The 16,120-nt window shown below is 59.0% G+C and carries 16 protein-coding genes; 13 read left to right on the top strand and 3 right to left on the bottom strand.

Annotation, left to right across the window (positions count from 1 at the left end; genetic code table 11):
• The first annotated feature begins 5 nt into the window (after positions 1-5).
• The 4 genes from kdsA to ispD all read left to right on the top strand — a co-directional run bounded on the left by kdsA (position 6) and on the right by ispD (position 3,451).
• Positions 6-851 carry a 3-deoxy-8-phosphooctulonate synthase gene (gene kdsA, locus KW839_RS15425; RefSeq protein WP_218424768.1) on the top strand — a complete coding sequence of 282 codons (846 nt, stop codon included), beginning with the start codon at positions 6-8 and terminating at the stop codon, positions 849-851.
• Positions 852-1,007: 156 nt separating this feature from the next.
• Positions 1,008-2,297: a phosphopyruvate hydratase gene (gene eno / locus KW839_RS15420; RefSeq protein ID WP_060541045.1), complete on the top strand. Its 1,290-nt coding sequence runs from the start codon at positions 1,008-1,010 to the stop codon at positions 2,295-2,297.
• A gap of 171 nt (positions 2,298-2,468) precedes the next feature.
• Positions 2,469-2,747, top strand: a complete 279-nt coding sequence (gene ftsB, locus KW839_RS15415; protein WP_008019784.1) for a cell division protein FtsB — start codon at positions 2,469-2,471, stop codon at positions 2,745-2,747.
• Positions 2,744-3,451, top strand: coding sequence for a 2-C-methyl-D-erythritol 4-phosphate cytidylyltransferase (gene ispD, locus KW839_RS15410; protein ID WP_218424767.1), 708 nt, complete (start codon positions 2,744-2,746; stop codon positions 3,449-3,451). Before ftsB ends, ispD begins: the two co-directional genes overlap by 4 nt.
• A gap of 154 nt (positions 3,452-3,605) precedes the next feature.
• On the opposite strand, the gene KW839_RS15405 is transcribed toward ispD, so the two are convergent.
• On the bottom strand, positions 3,606-4,502 hold the full coding sequence (locus KW839_RS15405) for a LysR substrate-binding domain-containing protein (RefSeq protein WP_218424766.1): 897 nt from the start codon (positions 4,500-4,502) through the stop codon (positions 3,606-3,608).
• Between the two features lie 107 nt (positions 4,503-4,609).
• Between KW839_RS15405 and KW839_RS15400 the strand changes: the two genes are divergently transcribed.
• The 8 genes from KW839_RS15400 to rpoS all read left to right on the top strand — a co-directional run bounded on the left by KW839_RS15400 (position 4,610) and on the right by rpoS (position 11,816).
• Positions 4,610-5,722: an S-(hydroxymethyl)glutathione dehydrogenase/class III alcohol dehydrogenase gene (locus tag KW839_RS15400; RefSeq protein WP_060541048.1), complete on the top strand. Its 1,113-nt coding sequence runs from the start codon at positions 4,610-4,612 to the stop codon at positions 5,720-5,722.
• Between the two features lie 89 nt (positions 5,723-5,811).
• Entirely contained in the window at positions 5,812-6,657 is an 846-nt protein-coding gene (fghA, locus tag KW839_RS15395) for an S-formylglutathione hydrolase (protein WP_060541049.1), read from the top strand.
• A gap of 44 nt (positions 6,658-6,701) precedes the next feature.
• Entirely contained in the window at positions 6,702-7,175 is a 474-nt protein-coding gene (ispF, locus tag KW839_RS15390; protein ID WP_060541050.1) for a 2-C-methyl-D-erythritol 2,4-cyclodiphosphate synthase, read from the top strand.
• Entirely contained in the window at positions 7,172-8,230 is a 1,059-nt protein-coding gene (truD, locus tag KW839_RS15385; protein ID WP_218424765.1) for a tRNA pseudouridine(13) synthase TruD, read from the top strand. Before ispF ends, truD begins: the two co-directional genes overlap by 4 nt.
• A complete protein-coding gene (gene surE, locus KW839_RS15380) occupies positions 8,218-8,967 on the top strand; it encodes a 5'/3'-nucleotidase SurE (protein WP_060541052.1) in 750 nt (249 codons plus the stop codon). Before truD ends, surE begins: the two co-directional genes overlap by 13 nt.
• Positions 8,968-9,008: 41 nt before the next feature.
• On the top strand, positions 9,009-9,644 hold the full coding sequence (locus tag KW839_RS15375) for a protein-L-isoaspartate(D-aspartate) O-methyltransferase (protein ID WP_177336961.1): 636 nt from the start codon (positions 9,009-9,011) through the stop codon (positions 9,642-9,644).
• 201 nt (positions 9,645-9,845) lie between these two features.
• The gene (locus KW839_RS15370) at positions 9,846-10,703 is read left to right on the top strand and encodes a peptidoglycan DD-metalloendopeptidase family protein (protein WP_218424764.1); all 858 of its coding nucleotides are present in this window, start codon (positions 9,846-9,848) and stop codon (positions 10,701-10,703) included.
• A 105-nt stretch (positions 10,704-10,808) separates the two neighbouring features.
• Positions 10,809-11,816 (top strand): RNA polymerase sigma factor RpoS, encoded by a 1,008-nt coding sequence (rpoS, locus tag KW839_RS15365; protein WP_084322296.1) that lies wholly within the window; start codon positions 10,809-10,811, stop codon positions 11,814-11,816.
• Between the two features lie 472 nt (positions 11,817-12,288).
• On the opposite strand, the gene fdxA is transcribed toward rpoS, so the two are convergent.
• Both fdxA and mutS read right to left on the bottom strand, forming a co-directional pair.
• On the bottom strand, positions 12,289-12,612 hold the full coding sequence (fdxA, locus tag KW839_RS15360) for a ferredoxin FdxA (RefSeq protein WP_060541056.1): 324 nt from the start codon (positions 12,610-12,612) through the stop codon (positions 12,289-12,291).
• A 141-nt stretch (positions 12,613-12,753) separates the two neighbouring features.
• Positions 12,754-15,333: a DNA mismatch repair protein MutS gene (mutS, locus tag KW839_RS15355; RefSeq protein WP_218424763.1), complete on the bottom strand. Its 2,580-nt coding sequence runs from the start codon at positions 15,331-15,333 to the stop codon at positions 12,754-12,756.
• Positions 15,334-15,605: 272 nt separating this feature from the next.
• Here mutS and KW839_RS15350 point away from each other — a divergent pair, with 272 nt between their 5' ends.
• Positions 15,606-16,106 carry a CinA family protein gene (locus KW839_RS15350; protein WP_060541058.1) on the top strand — a complete coding sequence of 167 codons (501 nt, stop codon included), beginning with the start codon at positions 15,606-15,608 and terminating at the stop codon, positions 16,104-16,106.
• Positions 16,107-16,120: the final 14 nt, after the last annotated feature.

The raw sequence follows: 16,120 nt of genomic DNA, 5'->3' as shown, positions 1-16,120 counted from the left end.
ACCTGATGGCCCAGAAGATCATCCGCGTCGGCGATATCGAGATTGCCAACGACAAGCCAATGGTGCTGTTCGGTGGCATGAACGTGCTGGAAAGCCGCGACATGGCGATGCAGGTCTGCGAAGAATACGTCAAGGTTACCCAGAAACTGGGTATCCCTTACGTGTTCAAGGCCAGCTTCGACAAGGCCAACCGTTCCTCCGTGACCTCTTACCGTGGCCCCGGCCTGGAAGAGGGCATGCGGATTTTCCAGGACATCAAGCAAGCCTTCGGCGTGCCGATCATCACCGACATCCACGAGCCTGACCAGGCCGCGGTCGTCGCCGAGGTCTGCGACATCATTCAGCTGCCGGCCTTCCTGTCGCGCCAGACCGACCTCGTTGTCGCGATGGCCAGGACTGGCGCAGTGATCAACATCAAGAAAGCCCAGTTCCTCGCACCCCAGGAAATGAAACACATCCTGAACAAGTGCGTGGAAGCGGGTAACGATCAGTTGATCCTCTGTGAGCGTGGTTCGAGCTTCGGCTACAACAACCTGGTCGTCGACATGCTCGGTTTCGGCATCATGAAGCAGTTCGAGTACCCGGTGTTCTTCGACGTGACCCATGCGCTGCAAATGCCTGGCGGTCGCGCCGATTCCGCCGGGGGACGTCGCGCCCAGGTCCTCGACCTGGCGAAAGCCGGCATGAGCCAGTCCCTGGCCGGCCTGTTCCTTGAGGCGCATCCGGATCCGGACAACGCCAAATGTGACGGCCCTTGTGCCTTGCGTCTGGACAAACTGGAGCCATTCCTGGCCCAGCTCAAAGCCCTGGACGAACTGGTGAAGAGTTTTCCGACGGTAGAAACCGCGTAATCCTCATTTCTCCGGTAAAGTACCGCACGATTTATTGCTCAGGCCCTCGGGCCTGAGCCTTGTCGTCCGCAAGTCTGCCCGCTGCATCCCACTTGCCGACGATTGAAGATTTCCTACAGCTGCGTCGTTTTCGTCAACTTTGGAGTGTTTACAACAATGGCTAAAATCGTCGACATCAAAGGTCGTGAAGTTCTCGACTCCCGTGGCAATCCCACCGTGGAAGCGGATGTGCTTCTCGACAACGGCATCATCGGCAGCGCCTGCGCGCCGTCCGGTGCTTCCACTGGCTCGCGTGAAGCGCTCGAGCTGCGTGATGGCGACAAGAGCCGTTACCTGGGCAAGGGCGTTCTCAAAGCCGTAGCCAACATCAACGGCCCGATTCGCGACCTGCTCAAGGGCACTGATCCAAGCGACCAGAAAGCGCTGGACCTGGCGATGATCAAGCTCGACGGTACTGAAAACAAAGGCTCCCTGGGCGCCAACGCAATCCTCGCCGTTTCCCTGGCCGCGGCCAAGGCAGCAGCTCAGGACCAGGACCTGCCGCTGTACGCTCACATTGCCAACCTGAACGGCACCCCAGGCGTCTACTCGATGCCGGTTCCGATGATGAACATCATCAACGGTGGCGAGCACGCCGATAACAACGTCGACATCCAGGAATTCATGGTTCAGCCGGTTGGCGCCAAGTCTTTCTCGGAAGGTCTGCGCATGGGCACCGAGATTTTCCATCACCTCAAGGCTGTCCTGAAGGCCCGCGGCCTGAGCACCGCCGTAGGTGACGAAGGTGGTTTCGCGCCGAACCTGGCTTCCAACGAAGACGCTTTGAAAGTGATCTCCGAAGCCGTGGCCAACGCTGGCTACAAGCTGGGTACCGACGTGACCCTGGCACTGGACTGCGCGGCCAGCGAATTCTACGAAGACGGCCAGTACAACCTGGCTGGCGAAGGCCAGGTGTTCACCGCTGAAGGTTTCGCTGATTACCTCAAAGGTCTGACCGAGCGTTACCCGATCATCTCCATCGAAGACGGCCTGGACGAGTCCGACTGGGCTGGCTGGAAAATTCTCACCGACAAGATCGGCGAGAAAACCCAACTGGTAGGCGACGACCTGTTCGTGACCAACACCAAGATCCTGAAAGAAGGCATCGACAAGAAGATCGCCAACTCGATCCTGATCAAGTTCAACCAGATCGGCACCCTGACCGAAACCCTGGAAGCCATCCAGATGGCCAAGGCCGCTGGTTACACCGCAGTGATCTCGCACCGCTCCGGCGAAACCGAAGATTCGACCATTGCCGACCTGGCCGTGGGCACCTCGGCTGGCCAGATCAAGACCGGCTCCCTGTGCCGTTCCGACCGCGTTTCCAAGTACAACCAACTGCTGCGTATCGAAGAGCAGTTGAATGGCAAAGCCAAGTACAACGGTCGTGGCGAGTTCCGCGGTTAACTGCAAGATGGTAAAAAGTCAGCGGATTTGTGTCAGAAAAGTCGCTACAAGGACGTTTTTGCCACTATCCTGACGCCTTATCAGCACAAGCCTGGTCCTTCCAGGCTTCGTGCTGTCAGTAGCTTCACGTTTTGGCTCGGCTGTCTTTTTTCACTGGATACCTGATATTCGATGCGCAGTCCCAATTGGTTGTTTCTCGTCTTGCTTCTGCTGCTGGCTGGCCTGCAGTACCGCCTGTGGGTGGGTAATGGCAGTCTGGCGCAAGTGGCCGACCTGACTCAGCAGATTGCCGATCAGCAAGCTGAGAACCAGACACTGCTGGAGCGCAACCGGGTCATGGACGCTGAAGTCAGTGAGTTGAAAAAGGGCATGGAGACCGTTGAAGAACGGGCTCGGCATGAGTTGGGCATGGTCAAGGACGGTGAAACCCTTTACCAGCTAGCCCAATGAACCCGACCTTGCCGGCCTTCTGGGCCGTTATTCCTGCCGCGGGCGTCGGTGCCCGTATGGCCGCGGACCGTCCCAAGCAGTACTTGCAACTGGGTGGGCGCACTATTCTCGAACACAGCCTCGGCTGTTTCCTTGATCATCCTTGCCTGAAGGGGTTGGTGGTCAGTCTTGCTGTCGATGATCCTTACTGGCCGAACCTGGCTTGTGCCAGCGATGCGCGCATTGCCCGGGTCGAGGGCGGTGCCGAGCGTTCCGGCTCGGTGCTCAACGCATTGCTGCACTTGCATGCGCAGGGCGCCGATGATGAGGATTGGGTGCTGGTTCACGATGCTGCACGGCCGAACCTGTGCCGTGACGATCTGGACAAGTTGTTGGCTGAGCTGGCTGATGACCGGGTTGGCGGGCTGTTGGCCGTGCCCGCGCGGGATACCCTGAAGCGCGTCGACAAGCACGGTCGCGTCGTCGAAACCGTGGACCGCAGTGAAATCTGGCAGGCCTACACGCCACAGATGTTTCGCCTGGGTGCATTGCATCGCGCTTTGGCGGACAGCCTGGTGGCGGATGCCGTCGTCACCGATGAAGCGTCGGCCATGGAGTGGTCCGGTTTATCACCGCGTCTGATCGAGGGGCGAGCGGATAATCTCAAGGTCACCCGGCCTGAAGATCTGGAGTGGTTGCGTCAGCGCTGGGCCAGCCGTCGCTGACTGCCGTGGTGTCTGCCAGATTGCTTTCGCGAGCAAGCCCGCTCCCACATGGGGCCGCGTTCATTCAAGCAAAGGTGATCAAATGTGGGAGCGGGCTTGCTCGCGAAAGCGATGGTTCAGACAGTCGACATTTCACTGACACACCGATAATTTCCTAGTTTCGGTATTCAGGCCGCTCGGCCAACCCTTCCTTCAGATAATCCACCAGCTTGCGCACCTTCGGCGACAAATGCCGCTGCTGCGGATACAACGCCCACACCGCCGTATTCGGCGGCTGATGCGCCTCCAGCAGCGAAATCAATGCGCCGCTGTTCAGATGCTCCAGCACGTAATAATCCGGCAACTGACACAAACCGACACCCTGCAGTGCCGCATCCAGCACCGCTTGCCCACTGTTACAGCGCCAGTTGCCCTGTACCCGCTGGGAAAACTCCCGCCCGTTCTGTTCCAGTTGCCACAGGTCTGAGCTGCCAATGAGGCAGTTGTGACGGCTCAGTTCCGACAAGCTGTGCGGGCGCCCATAGTGTTCCAGGTAGGACGGCGAGGCACACAGATACATGCGTCGCGGCGCGAGGCGGGTGGCCACCAGCCGTGAGTCCTGCAAGCGACCCAGACGGATCGCCAGGTCCAGGCCTTCGTGCACCAGATCGAGTTGACGATTGGTCAGTTCGATATCGACGCGCAACTGCGGATACAGCCCCATGAAACGCGTCACCAGCGGTACGATGAATCGCTCGCCGTACGCCACGGCGCAGGTCATGCGCAGCATGCCCTTGGGCTCGCTGGTCAGGTCGCCGACTGCTCGCAGCGCTTCTTCGCGACCATCCTGCAGTCGCTGGCAATGTTGCAGAAAAGTTTGCCCGGCCTCGGTCAGGGTAACCCTGCGGGTGCTGCGGTACAGCAAACGGGTTTGCAGGCGCTCTTCAAGGCGTACGATTTGTCGACTGACATGCGAGGAAGAAACCCCGAGGCGCTCGGCGGCAGCGGTGAATTGGCTGCATTCGGCGACGGCGACGAATTCGTCTATGCCTTCCCAGCGGTTTTCGGACATGAATGATTATCCCTGTATGGCAATAATGTTTTGCTTTTGTCCTGATTATTCATCGTTAGGTGCTGTATTACACTCTCCCTCTCGTTTTTATTCATTGGAGTATCACCATGATCAAGTCGCGCGCTGCCGTTGCCTTCGAGGCCAAAAAGCCTCTGGAGATCGTCGAGGTCGATGTCGCCATGCCCAAGGCCGGTGAAGTGTTGCTGCGCGTGGTGGCCTCCGGTGTCTGCCATACCGATGCCTACACCCTGTCGGGCGCTGATCCGGAAGGCATCTTCCCGTCGATCCTCGGTCACGAAGGCGGTGCGATCGTCGAAGCGATTGGTGAGGGGGTGACCTCCGTTGCAGTCGGCGATCATGTGATCCCGCTTTACACCCCGGAATGCCGCCAGTGCAAATTCTGCCTTTCGGGCAAGACCAACCTGTGTCAGGCAATTCGCGCTACGCAGGGTAAAGGTTTGATGCCAGACGGCACGTCGCGTTTTTCCTACAAGGGCGAAACGATTTTCCACTACATGGGGACTTCCACTTTTTCCGAGTACACCGTGCTGCCGGAAATCTCCGTCGCTAAAATTGCCAAGGAAGCACCGCTGGAAAAAGTCTGCCTGCTGGGCTGCGGTGTCACCACTGGCATTGGCGCAGTTCTCAACACCGCCAAGGTGAAACCCGGTGATACCGTGGCCATCTTCGGCCTCGGCGGCATCGGCCTGTCGGCCGTCATTGGTGCGGTCAAAGCCAAGGCTGCGCGGATCATTGCCATCGATATCAACCCGGCCAAATTCGAGATCGCCAAACAGCTGGGTGCAACCGATTGTGTAAACCCGAAAGACTTTGATCGCCCGATCCAGGAAGTCATCGTCGACATGACTGATGGTGGCGTCGACTTCTCGTTCGAGTGCATCGGCAATGTACAACTGATGCGTGCCGCGCTTGAGTGCTGCCACAAGGGCTGGGGCGAATCGGTGATCATCGGCGTCGCCGGCGCCGGTCAGGAAATCGCCACCCGTCCGTTCCAGTTGGTCACCGGTCGCGTCTGGCGCGGTTCAGCTTTTGGTGGCGTGCGTGGCCGTACCGAGTTGCCAAGCTACGTGGAAATGGCCGAGACCGGCGAAATCCCGCTTGATACCTTCATCACCCACACCATGGGCCTGGAAGATATCAACAAGGCTTTCGACCTGATGCATGAAGGAAAAAGCATCCGCTCCGTCATTCATTTCTAAGGAGCAGCGACAAGCTGCAAGTTAAAAGCCGCAAGAAGGCTCAGCGCCCACTTGCAGCTCGAAGCTTGGGGCTTGCGACTGAAATATCTATGAGTCTGGAAAACATCTCATGCCAGAAAAGCTTCGGCGGCTGGCACAAGCGTTATCGCCATCGCTCGGATGTGCTTGGCTGCGACATGGTGTTCGCCGTATACCTGCCGCCGCAAGCGGAGCAGGGCGGCAAGCTGCCGGTGCTGTACTGGCTGTCGGGCCTGACTTGCACTGACGAGAACTTCATGCAAAAGGCCGGCGCCATGCGCATGGCTGCCGAGTTGGGGCTGATCATCGTCGCACCGGACACCAGCCCTCGCGGCCCCGATGTCCCTGGGGATCCGGATGGCGCGTGGGACTTTGGCCTCGGTGCCGGGTTCTATTTGAATGCCACGCAGGAGCCGTGGTCGCGACACTATCGGATGCATGACTATGTCGTGCAGGAATTGCCCGCTTTGGTCGAAGCCCATTTCCCGGCTTCCGACAAGCGCGGTATCAGCGGTCACTCCATGGGGGGGCACGGTGCACTGGTGTGTGCCTTGCGCAATCCGGGGCGTTATCTGTCGGTGTCGGCGTTCTCGCCGATCAACAATCCGATGGACTGTCCGTGGGGACACAAGGCCTTTTCCCGCTACCTGGGAGAAGACCGTTCGAAGTGGCGCGAGTGGGATGCCTGTGCGCTGATCGCAGAGGCGGGGGAGAAACTGCCGCTGCTGGTCGATCAAGGCGATCGCGATGATTTCCTCGCTACCCAGCTCAAGCCGCAGGCCCTGCAACAGGCCGCCAAACTGGCCGGTCATCCGTTGACGTTGCGCCTGCAACCTGGCTACGACCACAGTTATTTCTTCATCGCCAGTTTCATCGATGATCACTTGCGGCATCACGCACATGCTCTAGTTGCCTAATGCAGGTAGAATCACGCCCTGACAAAAATCGGGGCGTTTTTTTTATGCGTATTGGCCACGGCTATGATGTGCACCGTTTCGCTGAAGGCGATTTCATCACTCTGGGCGGCGTGCGTATCGCACACGACTTTGGATTGCTCGCGCACTCCGACGGTGATGTCCTGCTGCATGCGTTGAGCGATGCCCTGCTGGGTGCGGCCGCGCTGGGTGATATCGGCAAACACTTCCCGGATACCGATCCGCAGTTCAAAGGTGCCGACAGCCGCGCACTATTGCGTCACGTCGTCGCTTTGATCCACGCCAAGGGCTGGAAAGTCGGCAACGTCGATAACACCATCGTCGCCCAGGCGCCGAAAATGGCCCCGCATATCGAATCGATGCGCGCGCTGATTGCCGCGGATCTTCAAGTTGAGCTCGATCAAGTGAACGTTAAAGCTACCACCACCGAAAAGCTCGGCTTTGTCGGTCGCGAAGAAGGTATTGCCGTGCATTCCGTTGCCTTGTTGCTGCGCCCATGAACGAACTGCAACTGCTCGGCCCGCGGGCCTATGGTGAACCCCTCGGCACTGCGGTACTGAAAGCCATCGCCGAAGATTTCCAGGTCGATGAAGTCCTTGATATCCCCTTGAGTGGCGACGGTGAACACCTGTGGATCTGGGTGGAAAAGCGCGGCCTGAATACTGAAGAGGCCGCACGGCGGATTGCCAAGGCTGCGGGCGTGTCCCTGCGCACTGTCAGCTATGCCGGGCTCAAGGATCGTCAGGCGTTGACGCGTCAGTGGTTCAGCGTGCAACTGCCAGGCAAGGCCGATCCAGATCTGTCGGCAGCCGAAAACGACACGTTGAAAATACTCAAGACCAGCCGCCACAAGCGCAAGCTGCAACGCGGTGCGCACTCGGCCAACGGTTTCACCCTGCGCCTGACCCAGTTTGCCGGCGACAAGGCCGCCATCGAAGAGCGGCTGCAACTGATAACCAAACAGGGCATTCCCAATTATTTCGGCACCCAGCGCTTTGGTCACGACGGCGGCAACGTCGTCGATGCACGCGCCTGGGCGGCACGCAAGGCACTGCCAGAACAACGCAACGTGCGTTCGCGGCTGCTCTCGACCGCCCGTAGTTTTCTCTTCAATCAGGTGCTGGCCGCGCGTGTCGCCGATGGCACCTGGCAGCGTGCCCAGGTCGGTGACTTGCTGGCATTTACAGACAGTCGCAGTTTTTTCCCGGCTGGCGAAGCCGAATGCAGCGATCCGCGACTGGCGATTCTCGATCTGCATCCGACCGGTCCACAGTGGGGCGAAGGTGACTCGCCGGCCACTGGCGTTGTCCATGAACTGGAGCAGGCCATCGCCGCGCGCGAAGCGGACCTGCGTGATTGGTTGATCAGCGCCGGTATGAGTCACGAACGTCGCATCCTGCGGCTGCCCATTGCCGGGTTGACGTGGCATTATCCCGAACCTGACATTCTGCAACTGGAATTCGTCCTGCCGGCCGGATGCTTCGCCACCGTATTGGTGCGCGAACTCGTTGATCTGGTACCGGTAGGGCAGACGGACAGCCAATGCGTATTCTGATATCTAACGATGATGGGGTAACCGCACCCGGTCTTGCCGCGCTTTATGCTGCGCTGGCGGATTACACCGAATGCGTGGTTGTCGCCCCGGAGCAGGACAAAAGCGGCGCCAGCAGTTCGCTGACGCTCGACCGTCCGTTGCACCCGCAAATCCTCGCCAACGGCTTTATCAGCCTCAATGGCACACCCACCGATTGCGTGCACCTGGGGCTCAACGGCCTGCTGGAACGCGAAGTCGACATGGTGGTTTCCGGTATCAACCTGGGCGCGAACCTGGGCGACGACGTGCTGTATTCCGGTACTGTGGCAGCCGCGCTGGAGGGGCGTTTCCTCAAGAGTCCTTCGTTTGCCTTTTCATTGGTCTCACGCCAGGTGGAGAATCTTCCCACAGCTGCCTATTTCGCGCGCAAACTGGTCGAGGCCCATGCCGACCTGGATCTGCCCCCGCGTACGGTACTGAACGTGAATATTCCCAACTTGCCGCTGGACCATATCCGCGGTATCCAGTTGACCCGTCTGGGCCATCGCGCCCGCGCTGCGGCCCCGATAAAAGTGGTCGATCCACGTGGCAAGGCCGGTTACTGGATTGCGGCGGCGGGTGATGCGGAAGACGGCGGCCCCGGCACCGATTTCCACGCCGTGATGCAGGGCTACGTTTCCATTACGCCTCTGCAACTGGATCGCACCTTCAATGATGCCTTCAGAAGTCTCGACGGCTGGCTGGAGGGGCTGCGCTAATGGGTCGTGAACAAGACGATATGTTGCGTCGCGGTATCGGGATGACGTCTCAACGCACCCGTGAGCGCTTGATTCAGCGTCTGTATGAAGAAGGCATCTCCAGTGCCCGGGTGCTGGAAGTCATCCGTCGTACCCCGCGCCACCTGTTCGTCGACGAGGCGCTGGCACACCGTGCCTACGAGGACACGGCGTTGCCGATTGGCAATAACCAGACCATCTCCCAGCCTTATATGGTGGCTCGCATGAGCGAGTTGTTGCTGGAGGCCGGTCCCCTGGACAAAGTGCTGGAGATCGGCACCGGTTCGGGTTACCAGACGGCGGTGCTTTCACAGCTGGTCGAGAGGGTATTTTCCGTCGAGCGAATCAAGGTTCTGCAGGACCGGGCCAAGGAGCGCCTGGTTGAGTTGAATTTGCGTAACGTGGTGTTTCGCTGGGGCGATGGCTGGGAAGGGTGGCCGGCATTGGCGCCGTACAACGGGATAATCGTGACCGCCGTGGCAACCGATGTGCCCCAGGCTCTGCTTGATCAATTGGCGCCCGGAGGGCGATTGGTGATTCCGGTAGGGGCCGGCGAAGTCCAGCAATTGATGTTGATCGTGCGGGAAGAACAAGGTTTTTCAAGAAGGGTGCTGGGAGCCGTACGCTTTGTTCCACTGCTCAATGGGCCACTGGCCTGACATTAGTTTTCACCACGCTGAATTCTCTTCGATTGCCTCTGTCTTACACCGGCATCGATGGTTTAAACAGAGTTCAACGTAAGGCAGCAAACGTGTGCGTCGTTGATTGAAGGTAAAGCCTGCGCCGCCCGTTATACTTGCGACACTTCGTACCGCAGTCCGGTAATTCAAAAATTTCAGCCACCACAAAGGGAGCGGCGGGTGAGTCTCACAGTCATTGTGCAGCGTATGGGTACAACAAGCTTTCAGCGCCTGGTGACTGGCCTTGTCTTGAGCACCTTGCTGGTCGGGTGTTCCAGCAATAAATCGAGCGATGTGGGCGTGGTCGATCGCAACAAGGCTGCAGCCCGGCGTCCGGCAGTGACGACAGGGCAATATATCGTCAAACCCAAAGACACTCTGTTCTCCATCGCTTTTCGCTACGGTTGGGACTACAAGGCCCTCGCGGCCCGGAACAACATTCCTGCGCCCTACACCATCCGGCCGGGTCAGACGATTCGCTTTGATGGTCGTACCGGTTCAACGTCGACCTCGGTGGTCAGCTCATCGAATTCATCGCCTTCGTCGTCGAGTAAAACCACGGTTTACCGGCGTCCGGTAAACGCAGCCACCTCCAGCACGGCCGCTGTTGCACCGTCCGTCGCCAGCAAACCGGCCCCCGCTCCATTGCCCCCGCCCGGCCCAGCCCCGACCGGCTGGGGGTGGCCTTCTAATGGCATTCTCATCGGGAAATTCTCTTCAAACGGCAGTTTGAATAAAGGAATTGATATCGCCGGAGATTTGGGACAGCCTGTTTTAGCTGCGTCTGATGGGACTGTCGTATACGCCGGGAGTGGCTTAAGGGGCTACGGCGAATTAGTGATCATCAAACACAGCGAAACCTACGTCAGTGCCTACGGACATAACCGCAGGTTGTTGGTTCGGGAGGGGCAGCAGGTCAAGGTCGGACAGACAATTGCCGAAATGGGGTCAACGGGTACAGACCGGGTGAAGCTGCATTTTGAGATTCGCCGACAAGGTAAACCAGTAGATCCGCTGCAATTCCTGCCACGTCGTTGATCGCTTACCAGCCTGTTCCGTCGCGTAGAGGGGACAGGCTCCAGCGTTGCCAAGGATAAAGGCGCCGCTTGAGCTTGAGGTCGAACTCACCAAAGGACTATAACAATGGCTCTCAGTAAAGAAGTGCCGGAGTTTGACATCGACGATGAGGTTCTCCTGATGGAGGCCGGCATCGACACGGATTCGATGTCGAATGATGAAGGGGCGGCTCCACCTTCCGTTCGTGCCAAATCCAAACACTCCGCTTCATTGAAACAACACAAGTACATTGACTACACGCGGGCGCTGGACGCTACGCAGCTGTATCTCAATGAGATTGGTTTCTCCCCTCTGCTGTCTCCCGAAGAAGAAGTTCATTTTGCACGGCTGTCGCAAAGTGGCGATCCTGCCGGGCGCAAGCGCATGATCGAAAGTAACTTGCGGCTGGTGGTGAAAATCGCCCGACGCTACGTCAATCGTGGGCTGTCGCTGCTTGACCTGATCGAAGAGGGCAACCTCGGCTTGATCCGGGCGGTGGAGAAGTTCGATCCGGAACGCGGCTTCCGCTTTTCGACCTACGCGACCTGGTGGATTCGTCAGACCATCGAACGCGCAATCATGAATCAGACCCGTACCATTCGGTTGCCGATCCATGTGGTCAAAGAGCTGAACGTATACCTGCGCGCCGCTCGGGAACTGACGCAAAAACTCGACCACGAACCTTCACCCGAAGAAATCGCCAACCTGCTGGAAAAACCGGTGGGAGAGGTCAAGCGCATGTTGGGCTTGAACGAGCGGGTTTCTTCGGTCGACGTCTCGCTGGGTCCGGATTCGGATAAAACCCTGCTGGACACCCTTACCGACGACCGACCTACCGATCCTTGTGAACTGCTGCAGGACGACGACCTGTCCCAGAGCATCGATCAATGGCTCTCCGAGCTGACCGACAAGCAACGTGAAGTGGTGATACGCCGCTTCGGTCTGCGTGGTCACGAGAGCAGTACCCTTGAAGACGTAGGCCTGGAAATTGGCCTGACCCGGGAGCGGGTCAGACAGATTCAGGTTGAAGGCTTGAAGCGGCTGCGCGAGATCCTGGAGAAAAACGGCCTGTCGAGCGAGTCGCTGTTTCAATAATTCGACCGTCTCTGATGGCCCGGAAACCCTCGACTGGCTCGAGGGTTTTTTTATCGCCGGGCGCAGGGCAGGAGTCATCTCGGGTTTACAGACTTTCAATGTAAGCCCTGGCTTACTCTTTCGTAAGTGTTCGTTATTTTTACACGTTGGAAGTTGCCAGTTTTTTGATTGATGGATTTTAACTTATTGATTTATAAGTATTTCTGCTAATCAATACGAAGTTATGCCAACAATTTGATCGTGTTTGGCGGGTTGCTCCTGCCAGGGAAAACTCTAATATCCAGGTTGTGTCGACGGACAGACACGCCCTTCAAGGATGAAGGGAATGGAAATCGCAGGATGCGATTCATCAGGACGATGAAAAGGAACACAGGGAATAGGGAAAAAGGTGGGCGGGTCAAACCGCCCCTTTTTTTGCCTGCAGAAAAGCAAAAAGGCCCTTGTGGGGCCTTTTTCGGGAACGCGGGGATAATCAGCGTTCGAGCTGTTCGATCTTGCCTGGTTTGCCATCCCATTCAGCAGAATCGGGCAAAGGATCTTTTCTTTCAGTGATGTTTGGCCAGATATCAGCCAACTCTGCGTTCAGCTCAATGAAGTTTTCCATGCCGGACGGCACTTCATCTTCGGAGAAGATGGCCACGGCAGGGCATTCAGGTTCGCACAGGGCGCAGTCGATGCACTCATCCGGGTGAATCACCAGGAAGTTCGGGCCTTCGTAAAAGCAGTCCACCGGACAGACTTCTACGCAGTCGGTGTACTTGCACTTGATGCAGTTGTCGGTGACGACGAAGGTCATTTCTAATTTTCTCCTCAGGCGCGGCTTGCTGCGCCCCTTCACGTGGGGGTCGCAGGTTCGGGAGCGATAGTCTGCTGGCCAGGCTATTAGCCAGCAGCATCCCAAACCGCGCGAGATTCTAACAGCTTGCGGCCCGCTGCGTTAGATCCGGTTCTTTAGTGCATAGAGCATTTCGAGTGCACGGCGTGGCGTCATGTCGTCCAGGTCGAGCTTTGCAAGCTCATCGAGCACTGGGTGCGGCAAGCTGGCGAACAAGTCGCTTTGCTGCGGCGCAGCCGGTTTGCCCTTGGCAGGCTTCGGTGCTTCATGAGGCAGCGCGGTGTCTTCCAGGCGGCTCAGGTGCTCACGGGCACGCAAGATCACCTCCGTCGGCACACCCGCCAGCTGCGCCACGGCCAGGCCGTAGCTTTGGCTGGCGGGCCCGGGGAGTACATGGTGCAGGAACACAATGCGCTCGTTGTGTTCGGTGGCATTGAGGTGCACGTTGGCTACCAGCGGCTGGGATTCGGGCAGCACGGTCAGTTCAAAGTAGTGGGTGGCGAACAGGGTGTAGGCGCGAAGTTGCGCCAGGCGCTCGGCCGCCGCCCATGCCAGGGACAGGCCATCAAAGGTGCTGGTGCCGCGACCGACTTCGTCCATCAGCACCAGGCTGCGTTCGGTGGCATTGTGCAGGATGTTTGCAGTCTCGCTCATTTCGACCATGAAGGTCGAACGCCCGCCGGCCAGGTCATCGCTGGAGCCGATCCGGGTAAAGATGCGGTCGACCAGCGACAGCTCACAGCTGGCGGCCGGCACGAAACTGCCGATGTGCGCCAGCAATACGATCAACGCGGTCTGGCGCATGTAGGTGGATTTACCGCCCATGTTCGGACCGGTAATCACCAGCATGCGGGTGCTGTCGTCCAGGCTCAGGTCGTTGGCCACGAACGGCGTAGTCAGTACCTGTTCGACCACCGGGTGACGGCCCTGGCTGATGCGCATGCAGGGTTCGCTGACGAAACGCGGGCAGTTCAGGTCAAGGTTCAGCGCGCGCTCGGCGAGGTTGCTCAGCACATCCAGTTCGGCCAGTGCACCCGCGGTATCTTGCAGTGGTGGCAACTGGCTGATCAGGTCTTCGAGCAGCGCTTCGTAGAGCATTTTCTCGCGGGCCAGGGCGCGGCTCTTGGCCGACAGCGCCTTGTCTTCAAAGGCCTTGAGTTCCGGGGTAATGAAACGCTCGGCACCCTTGAGGGTCTGGCGCCGAATGTAGTCGGCCGGTGCCGATTCGGCCTGCTTGCTCGGCAGTTCGATGAAGTAGCCGTGGATGCGGTTGTAACCGACCTTCAAGTGGGACAGGCCGGTGCGGGCCTTTTCCCGGGCTTCGAGGTCGATCAGGAATTGCCCGGCGTTCTCACTGAGCGATTGCAGGTCATCGAGCTCGCTGTCGTAACCGGTCTTCAACACGCCGCCGTCACGGATCACTGCCGGCGGGTTGTCGATGATGGCTTTTTCCAGCAGTGCCGCCAGTTCCGGGTAGGTGCTGGTGATGGTCGCCAGTTGCTGCAGGTGCGGCGCTTCGAGCTCGGTCATCGCCACTTGCAGTTCGGGCAATGCACACAGGGCATCGCGCAAGCGCGCAAGGTCACGCGGGCGGGCGTTACGCAGGCCGATCCGCGCGAGAATACGCTCGATGTCGCCGATTTCCTTGAGTTGCGGTTGCAGGCGCTCGAACCGGTAGCGGTCGAGCAGGCAGGTGATCGACGACTGGCGTGCCAGCAACACCGTCAGGTCACGCAGCGGACGGTTCAGCCAACGGGTCAACAGACGGCTGCCCATGGCGGTCTGGCAGCGGTCGACCACCGATTGCAGGGTATTGTCGCGACCGCCGGCCAGGTTGGTATCGAGTTCCAGGTTGCGACGGCTGGCACCGTCCAGCACCACGGTGTCGTCCAGGCGTTCATGGCGCAAGCTGCGCAAATGGGGCAGGGCGGTGCGCTGGGTTTCCTTGGCGTAGGCCAGCAGGCAACCGGCGGCGCCGATGGCCAGGGTCAGGTTTTCGCAGCCAAAGCCTTTGAGGTCCTGGGTGGAAAATTGCTGGCACAGGCTTTTGAATGCCGAGTCGCGCTCGAAATCCCACGGCGCGCGGCGACGAACGCCACGACGTTTTTCCGCCGGCAAATCCTTTGGCCAGTCATCCGGGATCAACAGCTCTACGGGATTGACCCGCTCCAGTTCCGCCAGCAGGTTTTCCCAGCCCTTGATTTCCAGCACGCTGAAGTTGCCGCTGGTGATATCCAGCACCGCCAGGCCGAACAGGCGCTCATCGCCCAGAACGGCGGCGATCAGGTTGTCCCGGCGTTCATCCAGCAGTGCCTCGTCACTCACCGTCCCCGGGGTGATGATCCGCACCACCTGACGTTCCACCGGCCCTTTGCTGGTAGCCGGGTCACCGACCTGCTCGCAAATCACCACCGATTCGCCCAGCTTCACCAGTTTGGCCAGGTAGCCTTCGGCGGCATGGTAAGGAATACCGCACATCGGAATCGCCTGCCCGGCCGACTGCCCGCGGGCGGTCAGGGTGATGTCCAGCAGCTTGGCGGCCTTCTTCGCGTCTTCGTAGAAGATCTCGTAGAAGTCGCCCATGCGGTAGAACATCAGCTGGTCTGGGTGCTGGTTCTTCAGGCGCCAGTATTGCTGCATCATCGGGGTGTGCGAGGACAGATCGGAAGTAGCTGTATTCATCGGTAGCTTAGGAAGACTCGTTGAAAGGTGTGGGGCAAAAGGAGGGGCATCGGCCCGGCTTTTCCGCGATGGGCGCAAGGTTACCATGGGCGGTCTACCCGCCGCAGGCATGAAAGCCGCTGCTCGCCTTGTCACTTGTCGTGACACTGATGGTTGGGCGCCCGGCAACATTGGCGCAGGCGCTGGCTCTGCACATTTTGATCCGTCTTGTAACTTGCAAGTGCGACCCGCTGGTGTACGGTTAGTCTCATCCGCCCCATCAGGAGATCACCGTGAAAGAAATCACCCAGCTGGCCGCTGAACTTGGCCGACGCTTGCAGGTTCTCAATGCCCACGTGACCACGGCCGAGTCTTGTACCGGTGGCGGCATCGCCGAGGCCATTACCCGTATTCCGGGCAGTTCCGCGTGGTTCGAAGCCGGTTACGTCACCTACTCAAATCGACAGAAAACGCTGCAACTGGATGTTCCAGTGGAGTTGTTCACCACGGTGGGGGCGGTCAGCCGCGAGGTGGTCGAGGCCATGGTTCGTGGCGCACAGGAAAAAAACCGCGCGTATTTCTCCGTGGCCGTCAGTGGTATCGCCGGGCCGGATGGTGGAACAGCGAACAAGCCGGTGGGCACGGTCTGGCTGGCCTGGGGCGTGGGCGACCAGGTGTTCACCGAGCTCCAGCACTTCCCTGGCAACCGCGATGATGTCCGCCGACAAACGGTGAAGGCCGCGCTAGAGGGGCTGCTGCGCTATGCCGCGGCAGAAATCTCAAATCAGGGGTAGGCGATCGGCAAACC

The sequence above is a fragment of the Pseudomonas sp. PDM31 genome (assembly GCF_019218965.1).
Taxonomy (GTDB): Bacteria; Pseudomonadota; Gammaproteobacteria; order Pseudomonadales; family Pseudomonadaceae; genus Aquipseudomonas.
This window is presented reverse-complemented; position numbering and strand designations above follow the sequence as displayed.